Origin of the sequence: Gelidibacter salicanalis (assembly GCF_016469035.1) — a bacterium.
GTDB lineage: Bacteria > Bacteroidota > Bacteroidia > Flavobacteriales > Flavobacteriaceae > Gelidibacter > Gelidibacter salicanalis_A.
In genome coordinates this window covers 10,911-36,124 of sequence record NZ_JAEHJZ010000002.1, presented here as the reverse complement: position 1 = coordinate 36,124, position 25,214 = coordinate 10,911, and the positions used below count along the sequence as shown (strand labels likewise).

17 protein-coding genes are annotated in these 25,214 nt (G+C 36.5%); 10 read left to right on the top strand and 7 right to left on the bottom strand.

Annotated elements, in window-relative coordinates:
* The first annotated feature begins 13 nt into the window (after positions 1-13).
* A complete protein-coding gene (locus JEM65_RS01110) occupies positions 14-856 on the top strand; it encodes a glycosyltransferase family 2 protein (RefSeq protein ID WP_199596704.1) in 843 nt (280 codons plus the stop codon).
* Entirely contained in the window at positions 846-1,241 is a 396-nt protein-coding gene (locus JEM65_RS01105; RefSeq protein WP_199596703.1) for a sugar 3,4-ketoisomerase, read from the top strand. The genes JEM65_RS01110 and JEM65_RS01105 overlap by 11 nt, the downstream gene beginning before the upstream one ends.
* Here JEM65_RS01105 and JEM65_RS01100 read toward each other — a convergent pair.
* The 3 genes from JEM65_RS01100 to JEM65_RS01090 all read right to left on the bottom strand — a co-directional run bounded on the left by JEM65_RS01100 (position 1,224) and on the right by JEM65_RS01090 (position 3,894).
* Positions 1,224-2,171 (bottom strand): glycosyltransferase family 2 protein, encoded by a 948-nt coding sequence (locus JEM65_RS01100; RefSeq protein ID WP_199596702.1) that lies wholly within the window; start codon positions 2,169-2,171, stop codon positions 1,224-1,226. The two genes, JEM65_RS01105 and JEM65_RS01100, sit on opposite strands and share 18 nt — an antisense overlap.
* A complete protein-coding gene (locus JEM65_RS01095; RefSeq protein ID WP_199596701.1) occupies positions 2,171-3,058 on the bottom strand; it encodes a glycosyltransferase family 2 protein in 888 nt (295 codons plus the stop codon). Before JEM65_RS01095 ends, JEM65_RS01100 begins: the two co-directional genes overlap by 1 nt.
* A 152-nt stretch (positions 3,059-3,210) precedes the next feature.
* Complete coding sequence (locus tag JEM65_RS01090) at positions 3,211-3,894, bottom strand: cell division ATP-binding protein FtsE (RefSeq protein WP_199596700.1); 684 nt, start codon at positions 3,892-3,894, stop codon at positions 3,211-3,213.
* Positions 3,895-4,623: 729 nt separating this feature from the next.
* Between JEM65_RS01090 and JEM65_RS01085 the strand changes: the two genes are divergently transcribed.
* The 3 genes from JEM65_RS01085 to JEM65_RS01075 all read left to right on the top strand — a co-directional run bounded on the left by JEM65_RS01085 (position 4,624) and on the right by JEM65_RS01075 (position 11,216).
* Positions 4,624-7,644, top strand: a complete 3,021-nt coding sequence (locus JEM65_RS01085; RefSeq protein WP_199596699.1) for a tetratricopeptide repeat protein — start codon at positions 4,624-4,626, stop codon at positions 7,642-7,644.
* 89 nt (positions 7,645-7,733) lie between these two features.
* Positions 7,734-9,458: a TonB-dependent receptor gene (locus JEM65_RS01080; RefSeq protein WP_199596698.1), complete on the top strand. Its 1,725-nt coding sequence runs from the start codon at positions 7,734-7,736 to the stop codon at positions 9,456-9,458.
* Positions 9,459-9,599: 141 nt separating this feature from the next.
* Positions 9,600-11,216 (top strand): amidohydrolase, encoded by a 1,617-nt coding sequence (locus JEM65_RS01075; RefSeq protein ID WP_199596697.1) that lies wholly within the window; start codon positions 9,600-9,602, stop codon positions 11,214-11,216.
* A 4-nt stretch (positions 11,217-11,220) separates the two neighbouring features.
* On the opposite strand, the gene JEM65_RS01070 is transcribed toward JEM65_RS01075, so the two are convergent.
* Positions 11,221-11,595: a GxxExxY protein gene (locus JEM65_RS01070; protein WP_233530472.1), complete on the bottom strand. Its 375-nt coding sequence runs from the start codon at positions 11,593-11,595 to the stop codon at positions 11,221-11,223.
* 378 nt (positions 11,596-11,973) lie between these two features.
* Positions 11,974-12,669, bottom strand: a complete 696-nt coding sequence (locus JEM65_RS01065) for a class I SAM-dependent methyltransferase (protein ID WP_199596696.1) — start codon at positions 12,667-12,669, stop codon at positions 11,974-11,976.
* A 65-nt stretch (positions 12,670-12,734) separates the two neighbouring features.
* Between JEM65_RS01065 and JEM65_RS01060 the strand changes: the two genes are divergently transcribed.
* From JEM65_RS01060 to JEM65_RS01050, 3 genes are read left to right on the top strand one after another with little or no spacing between them, the layout of a single operon-like run.
* Positions 12,735-13,229: a YkgJ family cysteine cluster protein gene (locus JEM65_RS01060; RefSeq protein ID WP_199596695.1), complete on the top strand. Its 495-nt coding sequence runs from the start codon at positions 12,735-12,737 to the stop codon at positions 13,227-13,229.
* A gap of 9 nt (positions 13,230-13,238) precedes the next feature.
* Positions 13,239-14,138 carry a hypothetical protein gene (locus tag JEM65_RS01055; RefSeq protein ID WP_199596694.1) on the top strand — a complete coding sequence of 300 codons (900 nt, stop codon included), beginning with the start codon at positions 13,239-13,241 and terminating at the stop codon, positions 14,136-14,138.
* Positions 14,139-14,142: 4 nt separating this feature from the next.
* Positions 14,143-14,982 (top strand): sterol desaturase family protein, encoded by an 840-nt coding sequence (locus JEM65_RS01050; protein WP_199596693.1) that lies wholly within the window; start codon positions 14,143-14,145, stop codon positions 14,980-14,982.
* Between the two features lie 16 nt (positions 14,983-14,998).
* Here the strand turns inward: JEM65_RS01050 and JEM65_RS01045 are convergent, their stop codons facing one another.
* Positions 14,999-16,303, bottom strand: a complete 1,305-nt coding sequence (locus JEM65_RS01045) for a DUF1343 domain-containing protein (RefSeq protein ID WP_199596692.1) — start codon at positions 16,301-16,303, stop codon at positions 14,999-15,001.
* A gap of 8 nt (positions 16,304-16,311) precedes the next feature.
* Between JEM65_RS01045 and JEM65_RS01040 the strand changes: the two genes are divergently transcribed.
* Both JEM65_RS01040 and JEM65_RS01035 read left to right on the top strand, forming a co-directional pair.
* Positions 16,312-17,547, top strand: coding sequence for an ABC transporter permease (locus JEM65_RS01040; protein WP_199596691.1), 1,236 nt, complete (start codon positions 16,312-16,314; stop codon positions 17,545-17,547).
* Between the two features lie 300 nt (positions 17,548-17,847).
* Positions 17,848-18,828, top strand: a complete 981-nt coding sequence (locus JEM65_RS01035; protein WP_199596690.1) for a PLP-dependent cysteine synthase family protein — start codon at positions 17,848-17,850, stop codon at positions 18,826-18,828.
* Positions 18,829-18,992: 164 nt separating this feature from the next.
* On the opposite strand, the gene JEM65_RS01030 is transcribed toward JEM65_RS01035, so the two are convergent.
* Positions 18,993-25,052 (bottom strand): alpha-2-macroglobulin family protein, encoded by a 6,060-nt coding sequence (locus JEM65_RS01030; RefSeq protein WP_233530470.1) that lies wholly within the window; start codon positions 25,050-25,052, stop codon positions 18,993-18,995.
* Positions 25,053-25,214: the final 162 nt, after the last annotated feature.

Below are 25,214 nucleotides of genomic sequence, written 5' to 3'. Positions count from 1 at the left end.
TTTAAGGTTAATAATGGACACTAAGTTACCAAGTATTGAAATTCTTGTAGCAACGATGCATCGGGTCTCTATGGAATTTCTATGGGACATGTTAAAATATAATAACCACACTGATTTTAAAATTTTAATAGTTAACCAAACCACTCCGGACAAGCTTCTGATTTCCGAATTTGAGTACATCAAGGTCATTAATAGTTTCGAGTTTGGTGTTGCAAAAAGTAGAAATCTTGCCATTACTAACGCCACTGCAGATGTTTGTCTTATGGCAGATGATGATATTATCTATCAACCACATCTGAAAACGATGATTGCTGAGGCCTATCTCAAATATCCTAATGCCGCCATGATCTCTTTTGAAGCTATAGATGAGGAGGGTCTTATGTATACTAACTATTTTCCGGCAGGTCACCACACTAAGAAATCATTAAAAAAAATTTACACATGGGTCATTTCTTTTAGAAGAGTACTATTTCTTAAAAACACTGTTTTTTATAATCTTCATTTTGGTTTTGGCGCCGCTTTTAACGGGGAAGAGGAATATGTTTTTTTGCGCAACGCGTTTGATCAAGGTTTAAAAATGATACATGTGTCTGAAACCATCGTGCAACACCCCAATGAGAACTCGGGCAAACTTATGGGTAGTGACCATGCGCTAGTTGCAAGATCAGCAGTGGCGTATAGGTTTTATGGCAACTTCAGTTATCTTTGGTTAGTGAAATATGTCTTTTTTATATACCGTCATAATTATATCACCTTCAACCAAATTCCTTTTAAATATAAAATGGGTTTAATTGGGATTTCCAAATATAAAACGCTTAGTAAATTAGGAGAAATTAATAAAATTTATGACTTATAGACTTATAGAAATTCCGAAAATTAAAGACCCTAGAGGAAATCTTTCAGTTCTTGAGAATCAAACTGTGCCATTTGAAATTAAAAGGGTATATTATTTATATGACGTGCCCAGTGATGCCTATAGAGGAGGACATGCCCATATAGTGCAATACGAACTATTAATTGCCGTAAGTGGTAGTTTTGAAGTGGTTTTGAAAGATGGGAACCATGAAGAAACGGTGATGCTTAATAAACCAAACATAGGCTTGTTGATCCCTGCCATGGTTTGGCGAGAGCTACAGAATTTTTCTTCTTGTTCAGTATGTTTGGTTTTAGCTTCAGATGTTTTTTATGAAAAGGATTACATCAGGGATTATGACGTCTTTAAATCATTTATAACTACTTAATAAAATTCCAGAGTTCTGAAGTCTGTTTTTAATATTTAATAGGCATTTTAAAGCTGTGCTGTTTAATTTTAATAAAGAACGCTGTTTCGTGTTTAAGTTGGTGGCATCTATCTTATCAATCAAAGATTTTGCTTTATTAGGATTGCCGGCTAATTTATACTGAATGGCAATAGAAAACCTGTTCAAGTCCAAATATTTCTTTAAGCTCGCATTACAATTGGCTTCGTTTTCATAAACATCCAAATCAAGAAATTGCCTCAAACTTGTATTGGATTTAGAGATGCGATTATCAGAATGTAAAATATAGATAGCTGTTACTTTAGTGCTAAAAGCCACAGGATATTTTAGAGCAATTCTAATCCATAAGTCTGTGTCTTCACCAGCACCCAACGTAATATTTTCATTGAAATTGCCAATAGTTTCAAAAATTGATTTTGGAATCATGACGGCTGAAGTCCATGCGATACTGTTTACAACGCTGCTTTCAAAATAATTGTCCACAATACCCATCCAGTTTTTTGTGGAAGAAATATGGTTATAAACAGAAGAAATTGTGATTTTATTATTTTTTTTCTGATATGCTGTGGCGTAGAGTCCGCAGTTAGGAAAAGCCGTGTAAAGTGCTTTCAGATTTGTTAAATGGTTGTTTCTCCAAAGGTCATCGGCATCCAAAAACACGATTAAATTTGATGACGCTTTTTCAATACCATAATTTCGTGCGTGAGAAACGCCTTGATTTTTTATGTTCAAAAGTTTGAGGCGATCATCTTTAATACGCTCAACAACAGTCTTACTTTTATCCGTTGAGCCATCATTAATAACAATAATTTCAAAGTCTTTAAAAGTTTGGGCTAAAACATGTTCTAAAGTACTTTTAATATGGTTTTCTTTGTTGTAAAGCGGAATGATTATGGAGAAAAATGGCCTCATCAATTGGCGTCTTTATAACACATGTAGCCCAATTTGTAAAATTGCAGACCTCTAACGGAGGGGTTTGGACTTAATAGATTAGTGATTAATCGGGGTTTTTTTTGTTTGAAAAGATAGCCCAACAAATAATGAATTTTAATCTTTTTAAAGATTTTAAAGGTGTTTAGAAGATCATTGTCACTCTCAGTAATTTTATTGTTTTTGTGCAATTCCAATAAGGTGTCCACGCTATGTTCCACTTTTCTTAAGTAGTCTGGATTTTTGCCAAGTCCTAAATGGTAGACTTCGTTATTGATATGTTTTACGTTGTGGCTATATTCCTTTAGGAGCGCCCCAAAATAATTATCGTACCCATACTTGTGTCCCTTCATTTTTGAATTAACGGTTATGAATACGTGCTTTTTAGTCAGAAAGTTTCCTGAGATGACAATTTTATAGGGTTTTTGATTTCTAATGGCCGCATCCACTTCTTCTTTTGCTTTTCCATAGCGCCATCTTAGAGAATAATCGTGCTCTGGCGTTTTAGCCTGATAGGCAAAACCACCGTAAATGGCATCTTGTTCTTCTGAAATGATGTTTACATAAGTTTGAAGATAGTTTGCGTGTTTAGGCATCACATCCGCATCTAAAAACAGTAACCAATCATATTGAGCTTGTACTGCTAAATGCTGTCTCAGAGCAGCACTCCCTCTATTGCGTTTGGCTTCAATAAATTGACAGCCAGTTAATCTATTAATTTGTTGATTCTTTTTATTCAGAACTGAGAAGGAGCCATCATCATAAACTAAAATCTCAAAAGGGATATGAAGTGCCGTTGCTTGGAAATGTATTTCTTCCACCAAAGGAACAACATTGTAGTTATATACGGGTATGAGAATGGATAGCATATCAGTAAATAGGACTTTATATGATCTTTTTTAATATAGCATATGAATTTCGAAATCAAAGATTTTTCACATCTTCCAAGTTCATTGACAAGATACACTAATGTTGATCATTTTTTCGAAATAAACTCATCCTTATAAAAGCACGGTTTTATTTAACCTTTCCGCTGCACAACTTCAAAAACCTTGTTCTCATCACATTTTAGGGTTTTGCTTGGGTAACGCAACAGAAGTGCATAATCATGGGTTGCCATTAAAATGGTATTGCCGTTTTTATTGATTTCTAGCAACACTTCCATAACCTCAATACTTGTTTGCGGATCTAAATTACCGGTGGGCTCATCAGCCAATATCAGTTCAGGATCATTTAAAAGCGCTCTTGCAATAGCGATGCGTTGCTGTTCACCCCCAGAAAGTTCATGCGGAAATTTAAAACCCTTGGTTTTCATCGCCACTTTATCCAGTACCTTTTCAATGCGCTCTGTAATGGCGTTTTTGTCTTTCCAACCCGTAGCTTTTAATACAAATTCTAAATTGCTATTGACGGTTCTATCCGGTAACAATTTAAAATCTTGGAATACCACACCCAATTTTCGTCGCAAATACGGAATGTCTTTTTCTTTTAGCGTTTTTAAATCGAAATCTACAATATGCCCTTCACCTTCCGTTAATTGCAAATCGCCGTAAAGAGTTTTCATAAAACTACTTTTTCCGCTTCCTGTTTTACCAATGAGATATACAAAATCTCCTTTTTGCATTTCTACATTCACTTCAGATAACACCATGCTGTCTCCTTGATATATGGAGACATCCTTTAATTCTAAAACAGTTTGAGACATTTTTGTACGTACGTTTTTTAAGAGTTGTAAATGTATTATTAAATTAATCAAATGCCAAATACCATTGTAATTATGAGAATGTCAATAGGAGGGAAGTAAAATGATATTGGGATAGTGAGTAGAGAATGGTTGGATATTGGAGATTGGGGAAAAAGAAAAAAGAAAAGAGAGAAGAGAGAAGAGAGTGATAACGAATAGTGAATAGTGAGGTAGGATGACGTTGACCTTTATTTTGTTTACTTTATTTTAATATTTTATCACAATCTTTAATTCTCCTCCTGGTGAAGGAGGAGTGGATTCTGCTTCAGGAGAGAAGCAGGAGACGAGGTGGTTTTTATCTTGATTATAAGTAGGATCGAATCACGAATGTTGAATAGAGAATAGAGAATAGAGAATAGAGAAGAATATCGAATCACAAATAGTAAATAGAGAAATAAAGAAGTGTACGTTCAGAATTGCGCTTTCGTTTAATGTTATAAATAGAAGACGCATATTATTGTAAAACATTTAAATCAATCAGTATACATCTAGAACACGTGCTGCAGGGCTTATTATAATATATTCAAAATCAATATATTTGCTTAAGGTCATTCAGTTTTTATTATTTGCATACTGAAGACTGTATGCTGAAGACTTTTTTTTAATAACTCCGTGTATAATTAAAAGATTTTTCCTTCGTTATAGATTCAAGATTCAAGTATCTTTGATCGTCAAAAAAAAACTGATTTAATGGCTCACAAAAAAATAACATTCTTAGTAAGTTTCCTGTTGCTAATAGGATATTCTTACGCCCAACAGTCGGCAACCTATACAAATGACCTGGTCGATTACCAAAAAGCACTAACATTATATAATAATAAGCAATATCAAGCTGCACAAAGCATGTTTGATAAGGTAAAAGATGCCACTGACAACGAGCAACTGGAAGCAGAATGTACCTACTACTACGCTAATTGTGCAGTGCGGCTCAACCAATTGAATGCCGATGCACTGGTTGAGGAATTTGTTGAAAAATACCCAACAAGCATCAAACGCAATAGCGCTTTTTTAGATGTAGCCAATTATTATTTTGATAATGGTAAATATGCTTACGCTAGAAAATGGTACGAAAAAGTGGATGAAGGCAATATGGGTAGAGCTGAACGCGATCGTTTTTCCTTCAATTATGGCTACAGTTTATACACTACCAAAGATGAGGTTAATGCACAAAAATATTTAAGTCGTGTGGTAAACTCTCAAGAATATGGGTCTCAGGCGAAATACTATATTGGATTTATGGCTTATGAAGGCGATGATTATGATAAAGCCAACGAATATTTTGAGCAAGTTAGTGATAATGAGAAGTATCAAGAGAAACTATCTTATTATCAGGCAGATTTAAACTTTAAGCTAGGCAAATTCGACAAAGCCATAGAGCTTGCTGAGGCTCAAATGAAAAAGAGCAACCCTACTGAAAAATCAGAACTCTCCAAAATTATAGGAGAAAGCTACTTCAATATGCAGAAGTATAAGGAAGCTATTCCGTATTTAACGGCCTATAAAGGTAAAAAAGGAAAGTGGAGCAATACAGATTATTACCAATTGGGGTACGCGTATTACAAACAAAATGATTTTGAAAAAGCCGTTTCTGAATTCAATAAAATTATTGGCGGTAATAACAGTGTGGCTCAAAATGCCTATTACCATTTGGGTGAAAGTTATGTCAATTTAGATAAGAAACAAGAAGCCCTGAATGCGTTCAGAAATGCTTCACAAATGGATTTTGATCTTAAAATTCAAGAAGATGCTTGGTTGAATTATGCAAAATTGAGTTATGAAATTGGTAATCCATACCAATCAGTCCCTCAAGTATTGACCAGTTATTTACAGAAATATCCTCAGGCGGCTAACAAAGCTGAGATTGAGACGTTATTGATTGATTCTTATATCACCTCAAAAAATTATCAGGAAGCCTTGCGATTATTGGAAGGTAAAACCAGCTTCGAAAACAAAGTAGCTTTTCAAAAAGTGGCGTTTTACAGAGGGATTGAGGTTTATAATGAAGGGGATTACAAAGAAGCAAAAAGCTTATTTGAAAAAGCAATCAAAGAAGCACGTGATGCTAAGTTTACAGCAAGATCTACCTTTTGGAAAGCCGAAACCGATTATAACATTGGGAATTATGCCGATGCCTTGATTGGTTTCAAACAATTTATGCAACAAAATGAAGCTGCAGGATCTCCTGAAATGACCAACATTGATTATAATTTGGGCTATACCTATTTTAAACAGAAAAACTATTCAAAATCGACAGAGCATTTCAAGAGTTTTGTGAACAAACGTCAGGATGATAAATTACGATTGAACGATGCATATTTAAGATTGGGAGATGGTTATTTTGTGTCTTCAGATTATCAAGCTGCTATTTCAGCCTACGATAAAGCCATCGCCCTAAAACAAATTGAACCTGATTATGCTGATTTTCAAAAGGCCATGAGTTATGGCTATATCGGTCAGGGCAATACTAAAATTCAAGAGTTAAATAATTTTATCAATAGATATAGCAAATCGTCTTTAAGAGACGATGCTATGTATGAGCTGGCCAATTCATATGTCAAAGCCAATCAAAATGATAAAGCCATCACCATGTATGACCGATTGAACGCAGAGTATAAAAACTCGGTGTTCAATTCAAAATCAGTATTGAGACAAGGCCTTATTTATTATAATGCAAGCCAAAATGATCTTGCCTTAGCGAAATTTAAAAATGTGGCTAGAAATTATCCGAGCAGTGAAGAAGCCATTCAGGCAGTGTCTACAGCACGTTTAATTTATATCGATTTGGGAAGAGTTGATGAGTATGCGGCTTGGGTTAAAACCTTAGATTATATGGAAGTGTCAGATTCAGATTTGGACAATACCACCTACCTAGCTGCCGAAAAGCAATATTTAGAAAACAAAACCGATAATGCCATTAAACAGTTTAATGGTTATCTCAATCAGTTTCCTAACGGAATGCATGCTTTGAAATCGCATTTCTACTTGGCGGAATTATATTCTAAAAAATCCTTGCCAGAAAATGCACGTCCTCATTATGAGTTTGTCGTCAATAAACCAAAAAGTGAATTTACAGAACAAGCTATCGTCAAACTGTCAGAAACTTATTTGAACAGTTCACAATGGAACAAAGCCATTCCGCTTTTAAAACAATTGGAAGTTGAGGCCGATTATCCGCAGAACATCATCTACGCCCAATCCAATTTGATGAACGCATATTATCAATTGGAGAAGTACAATGAGGCTGAAAATTATGCTGAAAAAGTATTGTCAAATTCAAAATTGGATAACAAAGTAAAAAGTGATGCCCAAATTATTATTGCACGTTCCGCAATTAAGATTGGCAATCAATCTAAAGCAAAATCAGCTTATGCTACCGTTGAAAAAATAGCTACTGGTGCGTTGGCGGCAGAAGCCCTGTATTACAACGCCTACTTTAAAAATAAAGAGGGCAGTTATGAAGCTTCTAATACCACTGCGCAACGCTTGGCAAAAGATTTTAGTAGCTATAAATACTATAGCGCTAAAGGATTGGTGCTAATGGCCAAAAATTTCTATGCGTTAAAGGACGCCTTTCAAGCCACTTATATTTTAGAAAGTGTGATCTCAAACTTTCCAGAATTTAAGGATGTGGTTCAAGAAGCCAAAACGCAATTGAGCATCATAAAAGCCGAAGAAGCAAAAACAAATTCATCAATCAATACTGACAATTAATTTCAAAGAACAATTATAATTCACAAATGAGTTGTGCCATTAACTCTAGGGATTTAGAAAATTAACTTCGGAATTTAATACTTATAAAAATGCTAAAAAAAATCAAATATATTTTCACCATCGCAGTTGTAACCAGTGCTGCCACATTTGCACAAGAACGCACAAAAGACACTTTAGATCCTGAAGTGGTTACTGTTGTTAAGGCTTACACGCCAACTGTGGCAGACGCCTTTAAAATAAAGGAAACTCCAGTATTGGATGATGATACCAATACGACCAAAAAAGAAATCAAATACAATATATTTTCCATTCCTGTAGCGTCAACATTTACGCCCGCCAAAGGAAAGGCAGCAACGGTTAACAAAGCGAAATCCGTCAAATTATATGATAATTATGCGTCTTTAGGTTTAGGTACCTACACTACCATTTTAGGTGAAGTATATCTGAATCATGAGTTGGGTAGAGGCGAACATATTGGTGGGTCTCTTACACATCACTCTTCTAGTGGCGGCATTGAAGAAGTGCTGATGGATGATGATTTTATTGATACCAAATTAAACGTCAACTATAGCCAAAAACTTCGTGATTTATCTTGGACGGTTGATGCCGGTGGACTCTATCAAAAATTCAATTGGTACGGATTACCACAACCTTATTTTAATGCAGCAACGGCCGTGAATATTGATGGAAGTCACGCCTTTTACGGCGGTAATGTGGGCGGAAAAGTAAAATTGCATGATTATTTATTTAAAGATGCTAGTGCACGCTATAGAAGATTTGGAGATAATCAAGGTTCTGGAGAAAATAGATTTGTTGTAAAAGCATCCGCAGATGTGCCGATTCAAGATGAATTGATTTCTACCGAGGTGACTGTCGATTATATTGGTGGAACTTTCGAAAGAGATTTGTATACCAATACTGAGTTAAATTATGGTAATGTATCCTTCGGTGTTGCCCCAAGCTATCAACTCACCCAAGATGATTTAACGCTTAATTTAGGCGTTAATTTGGTCTATATGAATGATACTGAAGCAAGCGACGGGAGTTTTTATATCTATCCAAATATTACAGCAACGTACAGATTGGTGGACGATTTGATGATTGCCTTTGGTGGTATTGAAGGTGGTTTAATCCAAAATTCATATTATGATTTTGCACAAGCCAATCCTTATGTGTCGCCTACACTTACCATTGCGCCAACCGATCAAAAATATAAAGGGCATGTTGGTTTAAAGGGAAAATTGTCCAACAGTATTGGGTACAGTGTGAGCGGTGGTTATATGAACGAGGCTAACAAAGCTTTATATATGGCAAATCCGGTTATAATTGGTGCTACGGAAGACTACCAATATGGTAACTCTTTTGGTGTAGTCTATGATGATGTAAAAACAGTATCTTTTGCTGGCGAAGTGAATGTAGATGTGAATAGAAACTTCAAATTAGGGATTAAGGCTGAATATTTCTCGTACAATACAACGGCTCAGGCAGAAGCGTGGAACCTCCCTGATGTTAAAGGATCCTTATTTTTAGATTACCAAATTGACGAAAATTGGTTTGCAGGTGCTGGCTTATTTTATGTTGGAGAGCGTAAAGATCAATTTTATGTTGCTGACTTGACATCGCCAATGATGCAGAAAATGACACTAGACAGTTACTTTGATGCCAATGCGCATGTGGGATACCGACTTAATGATCAACTTTCATTTTATATTAAGGCCAACAATATTGGCAACCAAGACTACCAGCGTTGGTTGCATACTCCAGTGCAAGGTATTCAGGCTTTGGCAGGAGCAACCTATCAATTTGATTTTTAATATATCCCCGAGAAAGCGGGGATCCCATTTAAGTACAACAAATCAATGTCAAAGTGACATTGTAGCAAAAAAGCATCCAAGATCTGGATGCTTTTCTTATTTTTACCTAACAACTATGACTAATAGAAACCAATCTCTAAAATGAAAAAACTAGTTATCTTACTTCTTATTGCCACCATTTTTTCTTGTGAAAACGAAAAAATTGAAGTCGATTCCATTGTAATCAACGGAAATGTATATACCGTGGATGACGCTTTCGGAAAAACTGAAGCATTTGCCATTAAGGACGGTAAGTTTTTAGAGATCGGGAGTTCAAAGGCTATTCAAGATAAATTTGCTTCAGAGAATATCATTGATGCCAATGGCCAAACCATTGTGCCTGGTTTTATTGATGCCCACTGCCATTTCTTAGGAATGGGATTAAACCAACAATCCGTTAATTTAGTAGGTACAAAGAGTTTTGAAGAAATTATTGAGCGCATCAGTTCTTTTCAAAATGAGAAAAACCTTGATTATATTTTAGGTCGCGGTTGGGACCAAAACAATTGGGAAGTCAAAGAATTTCCTAATAAAGCCTTGTTGGACGAATTGTATCCAGACACCCCAATTGCGTTGACACGTATTGATGGTCATGCTATTTTAGTAAATCAGGCGGCCTTAAATTTGGGTAAAGTAACCGTGGCTAGTAAAGTTGATGGCGGTGAAGTAGTGATTGAAGACGGACAGCTTACAGGAGTATTGGTTGATAATGCAGAAAATTTAGTAATGAATTATTGGCCTAAATCGTCTCAGCAAGAGATGATCAATGCGCTTTTAGACGCGCAAAAAATATGTTTTGACTACGGATTGACCACGGTTGATGATGCCGGATTATCCCAACAAGCCATTGAGTTGATTGATAGCCTACAGCAAACAGGAGATTTGAACATCCGGGTGTATGCGATGGTGTCCGGTTCAAAAGAAAACGTAGATTATTATTTAAAAAAAGGAACGCGTAAAACAGACAAATTAAACGTGAGTAGTTTTAAATTCTATGCTGATGGCGCCTTGGGATCACGAGGAGCCATGTTAAGAAAGCCCTATAATGATAAACCAAATCATTATGGATTAATGGTTACAGATTTGGAAACGTTTAATAATGCCGCACAACGTATAGCCAATTCTGACTTTCAGATGAACACACATGCTATTGGAGATTCTGCCAATCATGCGGTTTTGCAAACTTACAACAAAGTATTAAAGAACAAAGCAGACAGACGCTGGCGTGTTGAACACGCACAAATTATCTCTCCGGAAGATTTTGAAATGTATAAAAACATCATGCCATCCGTACAACCCACCCACGCCACGTCTGATATGTATTGGGCAGAAGATCGGTTAGGTCCAGACCGTATTAAAGGAGCCTATGCTTTTAAACAATTATTGGACGCCTATGGCAAAGTGGCCTTGGGAACTGATTTTCCGGTGGAGCAGGTGAGTCCGTTTTTAACGTTTTACGCGGCTGTTGCGCGTCAGGATTTGGATAAATATCCAAAAGAAGGCTATCAAATGGAAAATGCATTGACCCGAGAAGAAACTTTAAGAGGGATGACCATTTGGGGCGCTTATTCAAATTTTGAGGAAAAAGAAAAAGGCAGCATCGAAAAAGGAAAGTTCGCAGATTTTATCATTCTTGATAAAGACATCATGACTATGGAGGTGCATGACATACCAAACATTAAAGTGGAGAAAACTTTTGTGGGTGGGGTGAGGCAATAAATGATTAAAGTACAACTCGTTTGATACCATTTCGTAGTGTAGTCACGTGAAAATTTAGTAACAGCCCTAACTTGTAATTTCCGAGTTTTAAGTAAGTTATAACTTGAGCGAGATGGACATCTGTAAACCCTTCAACGGTTTTAATTTCTATGACGACTTTATTCTCAACTAGTAAATCAATTCTATAGCCGTGATCTAGTTTTACATCCTTATAAATAATTGGCATCGGTTTTTCTTTTTGAACGTTGAGCCCGTGTAATAAAAGCTCGTGCAGTAAACATTCTTTATAGGCTGATTCTAATAAACCAGGACCAAGTTGTTTGTGAACTTCAATTGCACAACCAATTATTTTATTGGATAATTCATTTTCTATTATCATTATTTTAAATGTTAAATAGTTGTAACACTAAGTTACTCAAAGAAGTCGCAAAGTTTCATGGAAATTTAAATAAGTATTTCTTTTTATTTGCGCTAATAAAGTTTTAGCGCGTATCACCTCAATAATGATTTTAAAACCATAATTTGTTACACAAAGTTGCTCAAAGAAGTCACAAAGTTTCACTAAGGTATTATATGGAGATTTGTTTGGTCTTTTTTCGACTTCGCGTTTTTCGAAAACTGAGCCGAGTAGAACTTACAAGCAAGATTTATAGCGACAATTATTTATAATTTTATTAACACAAAGAAGTCACAAATTTTTTGTGTTTTTTGTGTCAACTTTGTGTTTTTTGTGGCACAGCAACCGCACTATATATTATTAAAATATCCGCGCTAAATAATCATAATGATCACCCTCCATCACCAATTCACATTGTAACCCCACAGATACACAAGACGTTGCCAGCGTTTCAAAATCTAAATACAACCAGGTTGTAAGTATTTCGGATTCACCTTTATAGCTCAACAGATAATCTAATTCACCGTAATAATTGGCATGCAAATCTTGCCAGAATCCGCCATCGTCGTCTTCATACATGTATTTGATGTCTGTAGAATCTATCAAAATTTGACCTCCAGGATTTAGAAGCGTCTTAAGATGTTTCAAATAGTTTGGCGTTTTTGCGAGCTCTTGAAAAATGCCTGTGCCATTCATCATCAATAAAATGGTATCAAAGGTTTCCGTTTCGTCTAAAACAGAAATTAGAGTTACATTGTTCACCCCTCGTTTTTGAGTGACTTCTACAGCGCCCTTAGACACATCAATGGCTTTCACTTCAAGACCTTTGTCTTGTAGATGCAAACTATGACTTCCGGCACCACAACCTACATCAAGCACCTTTCCTGTGGTAAGTTGCAAGGCTTTTTGTTCCAATTTGGACATGTCCTGGTAGTCCCTAAATAAGTAGGTGAGAGGCAGTTCATCTTCTTCAGAAATATTGGTAGAAGTAACAATGTCTTCTGTGAAATTTCCGTTATAATAATCTAGTAAAGCGGTTCCGAAAAGATCTTTCATTGAAAAAGTGTTTTCATTTCCGCATAGACGGAAATCTTAAGATTTAAATGTATTATTTTTACAGGATGCAAGACCTTCTTCAAAATCTTCCAAAGCTCTCCAAAGATAAGCATAAGGAGAATAAAATCTTCTTTACGAAGCTTAAAAAGAAACCACCCAAGCAGCTGGATTATATAATGCAAGACTTACATGAAAATGAATTTAAACGAACAGATTGTCTGACGTGTGCCAATTGCTGCAAAACGACAGGGCCATTGTTTACCGATAAAGATGTGGATAGGATTGCCAAACACTTTAGGTTAAAGCCCTCTCAATTTATTGAGCAGTATCTCCGAGTCGACGAAGATAAGGATTATGTGCTGCAAAGTGTGCCTTGTACATTTTTGGGCGCCGATAATTATTGCACAATTTACGATGTTAGACCAAAAGCATGTAGAGAGTTTCCTCACACAGATAGAAAAAAATTTCAACAGATTTCATATCTTACATTAAAAAACGTCGCCATCTGTCCCGCAGCATTTAATATTGTTGAGGAAATGAAACGCCGTATAAAACTTTAAAATTGCCCCATGAAAAAATATATTATTTGTTTAGCAATCACCCTAGCGGCTTCAGGTTCTAGCTTTTCTCAAGAATGGATGACATCTCTTGATGCTGCCAAGCGAATTGCTTTAGTTCAGGATAAGATGTTATTTATGATATGGGAAGAGGCCGCATTAATTCCGTATCCCGTAATTTTAAATGATGAGCGCGGTAATGAAATAGTGTTTGAAAATATATTTGATCATGTTGAAATAAACCAAATCATTTGGGAATATTTTGTACCTGTAAAAGTCAGTGAGCATCTATATGCAGAATTATACGATAATATAAAAGATTCCAGAACGAGCAGTTATATCCGTCAATTTGAAGATGATAACATCAAAATCATGGATATTAATGGAATGATTATCAATACGTCCACCTCACCAGAGGCATATTTTAATTTAACAGATTTTATTACAGCCTATGCTTTAAATACGGCTTATTTAAAGGGCGAATTAGATAATTATTCCCAGCGGCAAGATTTTAATACCGCTTTCCGGCTAGCATCAAAATATTTGGATTATGCAATTTTGGTTAATCAGAAAATCAGAAAGGATATTATTCAGGTTGCTACGATGTACTTAGATGAAGCCGACAACTATCTGTTAGAAAGTGCGCCACACGATAAAGTTCATTTAGCACGTAAAAGCGAATTTTTACGATTATCAGAACATCTTCTTCAAGACCGACCTAAAAAGGTGCTCCGCGCATTAAAAAAAATGGATCTTTCTGAAATTGATGAGACCAATACAGATTTACTTGCATTTCTATATTATACCTCTTATCTTTTAAAGAAAGACGAAAAAAATGCAGAGCAGTGGAAAAGCAAGGTTTCTGCTATAAATTTGAAAAAATCGCAATTAATCTCTAATATTCATTTGTAATATTATGGAAAGCATCATTAATTATTTCGAAACCATTCCGCCACTTCACAGGAGTTTGATTCTTGTAGGAGGGATTACTGTATTTTGGGTATTGGAAGGCATTGTGCCATTATTTAAGTTTAGCTATAAGAAATGGAATCATGCGCTTCCCAATATTTTTTTCACGGTAACCACGGTAGTGATAAATTTTGGGTTGGCTTTTTTGCTCTTGCACACAGCAGACTGGGTTAAACTTAACGATTTTGGAATCATTAATTGGTTGCCTGAAATGCCCTTATGGCTATATGCTTTATTGGGTGTCATGTTACTAGATTTTGTGGGCGCTTATGTGCCGCATTATGTGGAACATAAAGTAAGACTCTTATGGATGGTCCATTTGGTGCATCATACAGATCATAATGTAGATACGACCACGGCTAACCGTCATCATCCCTTAGAAAGCGTCATCCGTTTTGCTTTTACGCTTTTTGGGGTATTTGTTATTGGAACGCCCATAGCGTTGGTCTTTTTGTACCAATCTATGTCGCTAATCGCTACACAATTTACCCACGCGAATATAAAGATGCCAAGAAAATTGGATAGGATTATGAGCTATGTGTTGGTGTCGCCAGACATGCATAAGGTGCACCACCACTATGTTTTACCCTTTACAGATTCTAACTACGGTAATATTTTCTCAATCTGGGACCGATTGTTCGGTACGTTCATGATCTTGGACAGAGAAAAAATTATCTATGGTGTGGACACTTTTCCTGATGAAGTTGCAAATGGAAATATTGGCGAATTACTAAAACAACCATTCCATACCTATAGAAAACCTACTCCGGTTGAAACGGTCGACTAAATCTACCACTTCACACTTATGGGTATAAAACATAGCGTTCTCTGATTTTTTTAAACTTTTCAAGACCTGTTGCCCAGGTTGCTTTAATTTCTTTTTCAGAAAGCCCTTGCGCTATTTGTTTTTGAAGTTGTGATGTTCCTGCTAATTTCACGAAAAACGAATTGAAAAATGTTGTTTTGTTTGCTGTATGTGCATACGCTTTAATCACATATTCTAAGTTTATACCTGGTGCTACGTTGGTCTGGGTTAAATCTTTACCATAACAAAGTTTGCCTAATTGAGGTGGTGTTTTAGCGCCTAGCGTAGATTGTGGTGTAAATCGATATTTAAACTGATTTTTATCTAATTCAGGGCTTCCAAAAACTTGAAACTGCGTGTCCGTGCCTCGACCGACACTCACATTGGTGCCTTCAAAAAAGCACAAGCTTGGATATAAAGCAATCGATTGATCATTCGGTAAATTTGGCGATGGTTTTATAGGTAGGCTGTAAGGCATTTGATGCGTATAGTTTTCCATTGAAATGATGGTTAACGCGCACTGAATGCCATTTTTTAACCACTTTTCGCCATTAATCATTTGGGCATATTCAGCAATAGTCATTCCGTGGGCTATAGGAATTGGGTGCATGCCCACAAAGCTGGTATGGGTTTTTTCTAAAATTGGACCGTCTATATAATGACCATTCGGATTGGGTCTGTCTAAAATTAATAAAGGAATATTCGCCTCAGCACAGGCTTCCATCACATAATGCAAGGTGGAAATATAAGTGTAAAACCGCACACCCACATCTTGAATGTCAAAAACTAAAATATTTAAACCTTGGAGTTGGGCAGGTGTTGGTTTCTTATTATCGCCATATAATGAAACAATCGGCAAATTTGTTTTAGGATCTAAGCCATCCTTGATTTCTTCTCCCGCATCGGCAGTACCTCTAAACCCATGTTCTGGAGAAAAAACTTTTTTCACATTAATATTTAAACTAAGTAATGAATCTACAAGATGGGTATAGGCTGTGCCTTTAGCGTTCTTCCGATTGCCATCTTTAAAAATCACACTCGATTGATTGCCCACAACGCCCACACGTTTTCCTCGTAATAGTTTAATATAATTTTCTGTTTGATTGGCACCAATTTTTAGTGGCTCCTGACTCAAGTCTGCCGTTGGTGATTTGCTTTCCGCAGTCATCGGCCCTCCGTCATCTGTCTTAATACTTTGTTCTTGATACTTGATACTCTTCATCCCATTTCCACAAGAAATCAAAATCAAAACAAGTCCTATTATTATCGGGAAAGACGTATTTTTGAACATCTTTAATCGCATTTTAAATTTTGAATTACGAGTTTTTTATAGCTAAACGTATTATAGGCAGTAAAGCGTATAAAAGTAGTGTATCAGCACCGATTATAAAAATTGGTATTACTGCTATCGCTATCGGTATTGTGGTGATGCTGATTGCTATTGCTACAGGTATCGGACTGCAGCAAAAGATTAGAGATAAGGTGGTGGCTTTTAATGGTCACGTCACCATCACCAACTTTGATAGCAACGCTTCTGACGAGTCTGAAATTCCAATCAGTAAAAACCAAGAATTTTACCCTGAATTTAAAAATGTTGAAGGGATTAGTCATGTGCAGGCCACCGCTACAAAATTTGGAGTAGTTCGTACAGAAACGGACTTTGAAGGTGTAGTTTTAAAAGGAGTGGGTTCTGATTATGACTGGCATTATTTTCAAGAGTTTCTGACTGAAGGACGACTTCCGGACTATTCTGGGGAGATGAGCAATGAAGTGCTTATTTCCCAATATTTGGCCAACCGATTGCAATTTAAGTTGGGCGACAGCTTTCAGACTGTTTTTAAGAAAGAACGTATCGATCAGATGCCCTTTTTAAGAGCTTTTGAAATTGTAGGGATTTACAATTCTGGAATGAAAGAAATGGATGAAAAGTTTGTGATGGGCGATATCCGTCATGTACAGCGGTTGAATAAATGGAACGAGGATCAAGTAGGGAACTTTGAAGTGTTTATTGACGATTTCAATCAAATTGAAACCAAAGGCATGGAAATTTACGATACAATTCCGTCAGATTTGGATGCCATTACCGTACAGCAAAAATACGTCTCTATTTTTGAGTGGATCAGTATTTTTGATAACAATACCTATGGCATTATCGGGATTATGATTCTTGTAGCAGGGATTAATATGATTACGGCGTTATTGGTCTTGATTTTAGAACGCACCCAAATGATTGGAATTCTAAAAGCTTTGGGTAGTACGAATTGGAGCATCAGAAAGGTGTTTTTATATAACGCTACTTATTTGATTGGTCTTGGATTATTTTGGGGGAATTTAATCGGACTGGGACTGTTGTTCGCCCAAAAGTATTTTGGGTTAGTAGCTTTAAATCCTAAAGAATATCACGTAACAGAAGCCCCGGTATATCTCAGCCTCGATTATATTTTAATGCTCAATTTAGGAACCTTTATCGTGTGTATGTTAATGCTTTTAATTCCATCAGTAATAATTACCAAAATATCTCCGGTTAAGGCGATGCGGTTTGATTAGCTGGCAGGTTTCAGTAGGCAGTCTTCGGTCTTCAGTAGCTCATTAAATAGATTAAAATTTCTCCCGCGGATTTCACAGATTGACGCAGATGATCCTCCAGTCCTTATTGATAAATATCATGTGAAAAACCCTTTGTGAAATGTTTTTCTTCTTCGTACAGCTTTGTGAAATAGATTTTTATATCTGATTCAACCAAATTGACATGTTACGACAATCAAAGTGTCTCCGTGCAACTCTGTGCAATTCCCAATTTAATAAATCAAAAAATCCCCTTACCTTTGCAGTCTTAAAATGAAACAGATGCAATACGCAGAAAATATACTTGAAACCATTGGGAACACCCCATTGGTCAAACTCAATAAATTGACCAAAGACTTACCATGTTTGGTGTTGGCCAAATACGAAACCTTCAATCCAGGGAATTCTGTAAAAGACAGGATGGCGGTTAAAATGATTGAAGATGCAGAAGCTGAAGGTCTTTTAAAGCCAGGAGGAACGATCATTGAGGGCACTTCAGGAAATACGGGAATGGGATTGGCATTAGTGGCGATCGTTAAAGGCTACAAATGTATTTTTGTGCTTTCTGATAAACAATCTAAGGAGAAAATGGACATTCTTCGTGCTGTTGGTGCTGAGGTTATCGTTTGTCCTACAGATGTCGAACCAACAGATCCGAGAAGTTATTATTCTGTATCCAAACGTTTAGGCGAAGAAACACCAAACTCTTGGTATGTGAACCAGTACGATAATTTGAGCAATACCAAAGCGCATTATGAAAGTACAGGTCCTGAAATTTGGAACCAAACGGATGGGAAAATCACCCATTTTGTGGTTGGCGTTGGTACAGGAGGTACTATTTCTGGAGTTGGTAAATATTTGAAGGAACAAAATCCAGATATTAAAATTTGGGGAATTGACACTTATGGAAGTGTGTTCAAAAAGTACCACGAAACGGGAATTTTTGATGAAAATGAAATCTATCCGTACGTAACCGAAGGTATCGGTGAAGATATTTTGCCTAAAAACGTCAATTTTGATATTATTGATGGTTTCACCAAAGTTACCGATAAAGATGCAGCAGTCTACACGCAATTATTGGCAAAAGAAGAAGGCATGTTCTTAGGAAACTCTGCAGGTGCAGCCGTTAAAGGATTATTGCAATTGAAAGAGCATTTTACAAAAGATGATGTTGTTGTGGTTCTATTTCATGACCATGGTAGCCGTTATGTTGGCAAAATGTTCAATGATGACTGGATGAAGAAGATGGGGTATATCGATTAGTTGTAATTAGTCTTACACTATAATTTAGAATAGAAATGAGAACGCTTCGCTGTTAGAATAGGGAATAGAGATTTTATTTTAGGAGTTTGAAGTGAATTGAGTTATAAATTTAAAAAGCGTCATGAAACATAATTCATGACGCTTTTTTATAAGGTCTGATGTGATTATTTCACATGTACTCGGATCCCTTCACTATGACTGGTAAACTCAGGTGCATACATACTTTGGATGGTTGTAATGCCATTGCTCATGTTTCCACTATTATTTACTCGTAAGTCGTATTCAAAAACATAAATGCCTTTCGGTAAATAGTCGAAGAAGAAATTGGTAGCCGCATCTTTAGTGTTTTCATAATAGCCCAGTCCATCTTGATACTTATAGGTAGATAAGGCATTAATCGGTTCAAAGCCTGCGGCGCGCATATCTTTCATATGTAAGAATTCCATGTCTCGGTCGCTTCGCAATTCGATGCGCACGCGTACCAAATCGCCAACTTTCAACTCTGTTTCAGAGTTGATTTCGGAAATTTGTTCGCCTTTATCCGTATTAGTTTTTAAGAATAGTTTTTTCTGTAATTGCAATGGCGTTTCGGCAAACGTAATCTTATCCAAATCTTCAAAATACTGCCAGTATAAACCGCCCCAAGCAATGCCATCGCCTTTTTTTGTTAGGGTCACATCGGCCATTTCTGGTTGTATTTCCGACGCTGCCCATGAGGTTTTATAGTATCCCGTTCCTGCTTCAATTTTGACATTTTCTAATTTTAATGGTTCTATTGTTTTACCGCCCAGTGCAACATCTACTTGCTCGGTAACACTTAGCCAGTTGTTGCCTTGTAATAATAAAGCGTACACCGCCTCAGTAGTCGCTTTGGTAGTTTTCCAACTGTTAATCTGCTTGTTTTTAAGCAACCAGATTTTTAGATCGTCGACGGTTTTTGTGTCCTTTTGAATTTCACTAAAAGCCTCAATCATAAGGGTTTGAGTTTCAACTGGCGCTTGGTACCAAAACCAGGATGCTTGATTGTCTTTCCAATACATCCCCAATTCATCAGAAGTAATACTATTTTCTTTTAACGATTTTAAAATATTTTCTGCAGTTTTAGAATCTTTTGAACGGTGCGACACTAGCGCCATTAAACCCTTAGCATATAATGATTGCTTCAACCAATACTTCTGAATTTGAGATTGGTAGTAGTAGATTATAGATTCTACCTCTTTGCTTTTTGGAATAGTTGTAAAAAAGCTGCGCATGTATAAATAATGCAATTGGGTATAGCTCAAATGATCTTTAGTCAAGTCAACCTTTTTATCGTATTTACGTAAGTCTTTATATTCTTGAACAAATTCAGCATCTAAATAGGTAATTGCATTGTTGATGATGGTATCCGAAGACCCTTCGACTGCGCTCAGGGTGACATCCAACTGCTTTAAGTGCCCAAAACCAGCAATAATTTGTTGTGTGATGAAACGATTTGGCCGTCCACCTTCAAACCAGGCCCAAGCACCATTGGTCATTTGGCTGTTTTGAAGCTTACGTTGCGCAGATTGCAGCTCATTACTCATTTTGTTCATATCGAATAATAAGGCAATCCGTTTCTTCTGATCAGTTTCAGATAGGGCATCTCGCAGCCAAGGCGTTTCGGCAATCAAAATGCTTTTTAGTGCTTCGTTTTTTTCCAGATTGCTGAGCAGCGCATCAGTTGAACCCCATTGATCAAATACTTCTTTCAGTCTCGGATTGCTGTTGGCAATATGACTTGCCAAGGCATTGGCATAATATCTACTAAAGGTTTGCTCATTGTTATCATACGGATATTCCATTAAGTAAGGTAAAGCCTGAACGGCATACCACGCCGGATTGGAAGTCATCTCCAAAGTCAGTTTATGGTTTTTAAGTGTGGAAGAGGTGTTCGACTTTAATTTGTCTAAAGTGAAGGTTCGCGTTTCATTGGAGCGAATCCACATCGGTAAGGTTTCGGTCACTAACATTCTGTTCGATAAGACAGGAAGTGCATTTTGCTCACCATCACTAAAATCGCCAGACTTAGCAATTATTTTATATTGTACCGCATCCACATCATCAGGGATAGTCAAACTCCAACTGATTTGTGTATTTCCTTTAGCATCCACAGAAAAAGATTTTCGGTTGTCGGAATTATTGAGTTTCGCGTCAATGGTTTTTCCAGTAAAAGCATCAAAAAGTTGTAACATAGCGTCTCCTGATAAGGCTTTTTCCGTAAGGTTGGCAATTTTAGTGCTGATAGAAATCGCATCCCCATGACGTAAAAAACGAGGCGCGTTAGGAATCACCATCAATTCCTTTTGTGTCACCGTTTCTAAAGACGTTGTTGCACTTTCCAATTCTTTTGTGTGCGCTAGCAACTGCAATTTCCATTTGGTCAAGGCTTCAGGGGTCGTAAAGCTAAAGGTTACATTTCCTTTGGTATCCGTTTGTAACTGTGGGAAGAAAAACGCGGTTTCCTGAAGGTTTTTACGAATGGCAACAGCATCTCGGTTTTCTGTTTGCTCAGCACTGCCAAGTGACACTATATTTTTATCAACCTCTGCATCATTAACCACAACAACTTCATCCAAACTTGCCCCAGATTCAAGCATAGCAGATTCTTGAATTTCCATTTGATCTTCAACAATTTGTACACCAGTAGCTTTCCCTCTCAACATGATATTCTGATAATTTCTACCATTACCAAAATAGAATCCGAACCAATTAAACTGGTCATAATTTTGGTTTGGAAAATTGAAATTGCTGTTTGGTAAATACACATAAAAATTAGCGTTTCCAAAACTTTTTATGGCACTTCTTTGATTATGGCTATAGTATAAGGGCTGGTGCAGCGGACTAAATTGCCATTGGTGTGGCGTAAATTGATCTAAAGACATATCATACATACTGGCCAATAACTCAGCACTCACTTTATCCCCTTGAGGTCCTTTGATATTAAAACTCCACGTTTCATCAGTTCCCGGTTCTAATTTATCTCTAAACGTCTTCGTTTCTATAGTTAATTCAGATTTTGGATACGGAACGGCAACAGTCTTTGTTCCCGAATGAAAGCTATTGAAAGCCGCAAAACTGTAATGAATTGCAAATCCGCCCAAATCGTCATCTGTTACTGGAATAGCAATTGTCTTTTTGTTGTTGCTCAAAGGCACCAAATAGGTTTTTATGATGTTCTGATCTTTCTCAACATCTACAGTAACCATAATGTTTTCAGCAGCACTTCTAAAAGTAATTATCACGTTTTGACCTTTCATATAAGACGATTGATCAGTGGATACACTAAATAATTGGTGGTCTGGAAGTGTTTTGTCATCTGGACTAAAAACAAAAGTGCGCACTTCATCTTTCACTAATTGACCAAATCTGTCCTTGCTTTCTAAAACGACCACATAAGTTCCAGATTCCCATTTTTTAAGGGGTCCTAATTCGATTATTTTCGATTTTGAAGTGTCAAAATCGGCCTCAAAAACGACGGCTCCTTTTTCCCAAGTCTCAGGATTGTGCTCCTCTTGATAGGCTTCATGTGGAAATAATGTTTTAAACTCTTCACGAGATAAGACCTGATAATCTGGCGCAGCCCAAGGGCGTGGTCTCAAAACCTCTAGTGGTGCCTTGAGTTTGTATATTTTTAAAGTGCCTGTGGCTGGTACAAATTCGCCATTTAAATTTTTTGTGGTTAGGGTTAAGTGATGGTCTTTTTTGTTTTTATCCAATTGATCATCAACATTAACAGTTGCCAGAAGCGCGTGGTAGCCCACATTTACAATGGTAGTGGCACTTCGTGTTTCGCCATTGAGATCTGTAACATCAGCAGTAATTTCATAGTTAAAAATTGGCAGATTTGATTTGTCGACACTGGCATCTGGAATGGCTTTAAAAGTGATTTCAAAATTCCCCTCTTTATCTGTGATACTTTCGCCGTAGGCAATTTCTTGAGGTTCACTGTTAAATGAAGGTCTGAACCAATAATACCAACGTGGATATTGTACTTTACGATGCACGCGATACACTATTTTAGCATTGGTGACGCTACTGCCAGCATAAGCCAATGCAGTACCTTTTATGGTGATAGAATCGTTAACTTTAAAGGTTTCTGTGATTGGTTTAAAGGCGGTTTCAAATTTAGGGCGTTTGTAATCTTCAACCGAGAAACTCGTATAGCCATGACTGCCGGCAAACATTTCTAATGAATAATTCCCGTTGAGACCATCGTTTGGCAAAATAAATTCGCCAGAAACAGAACCATAATCGTTGGTTTTAAGAAGCATTTCTTTTAAAAGTTCACCATTGACGTTCTTTAAACTGATCTTTGCTTCTTGATTTGCATACACCAGTGTTTTTCCATTGTCAGTTTTTGTTGCAATGCCTTTAAAATAGACCGTTTGCCCAGGTCTATAAATACTGCGATCTGTAAATAGAAAAGGTGTGTAGCTTATCTTTTCAGGTGAGTCATTTTCGTTATAATGGCCGTTACTGTAATAATCCTTAAAAATGGCAACAACTCCATGGTGCTCTATATTAAGATCCATATTATAATAACGCTTCTTTGAATTCTTCAAACTAAATTCGCCATTGGTGTCTGTAACAAAATTTTCTGATTTAAAGTTGTTGTTATAATTTTCTTGATATTTGACGGTTACTTTTGCGCCCACCAGAGGCTGTCCATTAGTTCTATTTATAAGTTGAAATAATTCTTTATCAACGTCCGATTTTGTTACTAATGCGATATTGGTCACTTGAATAGTTTGGAATGCATAAGAACTCTCATCTAAACTATTTGAGGTGGCTACAATAAGATACTGACCATTGGATAATTTCGGAATGACGATTTCCGTGGTGTGCTGTTGGTAATCGTTTTCATCTTTCAATTGACTTTGCCATGTTTCTGCATTTTTTAGTTTTTTTATAAATGCAAGGCGCTCATCTTGTCTATATGTTTTATTAAAGTTATTCAATTCCGTTTCTGACAATTTATAGGTCTTAAATGATAAGCTGTTAAGATTTGAATACCGCACCAACAACAGAGAATTGGATTGAATAGGAATGTTATTTTCAGCGGTGAGTTGTAAGGTTGGCTTTAAAATTTGCTGTTTTAAAACATCACATTTTTCAGCTCCAATACTCCTAGGGAATTGTTGCTTTACAGCATCACAAAGGGCTAAGGCCTCTTTGAGCTTCCAACGATCTTCTGTGTTCGTTTTAGGATGATAACGATCACCTTGAGTTTTGTAAAGTGCTGTAATTTCGAAATTATAAAGTGCGGAGACCTCATGACTTTTATGAGTTTCGGCAACTTCTTTAAGCGTATTTAAATAAAGCAGTTCCTTATCAGCTAAAATAATTTTGTTTTTTACGAAATGCAGTCGCTCAATATTTACATCTGATAATGCATAAGGTTCTTTGTCTTGTAGATGTAAGGCAATCAAATTCTGGTAGATTTTGAGCGCTTTCAATTGTAAAGACGAAGAATCGCGATGGGTGATTTGCAATTCTAAAAACGTTTTGGCATCAGAAAGATATTCAGGCGTATCAATTATAAATTTATATGCCGGTTTGGTAATGGTGTTTTCATCGGTTTGGTAAAAGTCCAAAGCATTATGACTTAAAAAATCAAAAAGGGTAGGGCGGTAGCGCTTTGAGTTTTTTTGTAAAAGTAGTATGTCATCAAAATTGGCTAATGCTGTTTCCTGAAGTATTGTTTCATTTTTAAGCGAATTTTGATAGTGCCCATCAATTTCTTCAAACAGTGTGCTGAGATCCCAAGTTCTAAAATCGTCAGCAACTACTTTATGTTCTGTTGTTGTCCGATTGTAGAACCGATACCTATTATTCTGAAAATATTGCCAGTATAAATTGGCGAGCAAATTTTCTAGAATATTCTTTGTCGGAGTCTTGCTTATTAAAATTTGAGATTTAAAATCGTTGATGATCTTCAGTTGTGCATCTTCCTCTAAAATGAGCGCGTATTTACCTTTATACAGTAAACTCTTTATGTTTTGCGAGGTATTCTTTTCGGCCAGTGCCAATTTAGAAATCTGTTCTACCACTTCTAAAGCCGATTTTGGCAACCCTTCCTTGTCAAGTTTATCTACTTTTTTCCAGAGGTTATCATAAGAATTTGTTTGTGCTTGCGCAAAATTTGAAAAGAGGATGACCATAAAGACTGCTATAACGTGTTTCATCATTTTGAATGTTTTCATTCCTATATAGAATTTTTTGTAAGCAACTTTCTAAATCTCAATCAACGAGATGATATGCACGTAACTTACATTTGCATCAGTGAAGTTAATATATTTTGAAGTTAACTTTTCTTGCTTTTTAACAATTTGCAAAAACAATACCATAAGTATGCCTATTTTTGA